Annotated in this window: 1 protein-coding gene; it reads left to right on the forward strand. The window is 37.9% G+C overall.

Features of this window, described 5'->3' with window-relative positions; all coding sequences use genetic code 11:
- Window positions 1-308: 308 nt before the first annotated feature.
- Window positions 309-615 (forward strand): LON peptidase substrate-binding domain-containing protein (locus J7R13_RS08625; protein ID WP_208438293.1); only part of this gene is annotated, 307 nt, incomplete at its 3' end.

The following is a 615-nucleotide window of genomic DNA, read 5'->3' on the forward strand; positions in this document are numbered from 1 at the left end:
CATCGTTTTGACATGTCGGAACAGGGGCAAATGCTATGTCATTTGCCAATGTTAATGAGAAAGCGGTCAAAAGAAGTATATAAAAAAACGGAATTATTCTCTTTATGCGAAATTGGGATAGGAAGAGTGTCGTGTGGGGAAAGCGTGCTGAACTCGGGGGTCGCCGTTTCATTTTAAAAAAAAAGACTTCAAGTATTTTATAAGTATGATTTTAATGTACAAGAAGTAGGTTTTCTGCTTTCTCAATAGTGTCATAAATTGCGACTATTTACAGACTAAAACTACCGAACAAAGGTGACACAATACTCATGAAAGCTGGTAATATCTCTTACAATTGCGAAAATGATCTTCCAAAGCAAATTGCCCTTTTTCCTTTAGAAGGTGCACTCGTACTACCCGGCGGTTTTTTATCACTCAACATTTTTGAACCAGAATCACTTGAAATGATTGAAAACGTGATGGTAACCGATCGTCTATTGGGCATTATTCAACCACTTTCATCGGATACAGACCGCTTCTCTACACAACTTTATAAAACAGGCTGTATAGGGCGCATTACAAACTACAGCGAAACAGGAAATAGACAACTGTTCATTATCTTACAAGGTGTTTGCC

Source organism: Bartonella taylorii 8TBB, assembly GCF_902825155.1.
Taxonomy (GTDB): Bacteria; Pseudomonadota; Alphaproteobacteria; order Rhizobiales; family Rhizobiaceae; genus Bartonella; species Bartonella taylorii_A.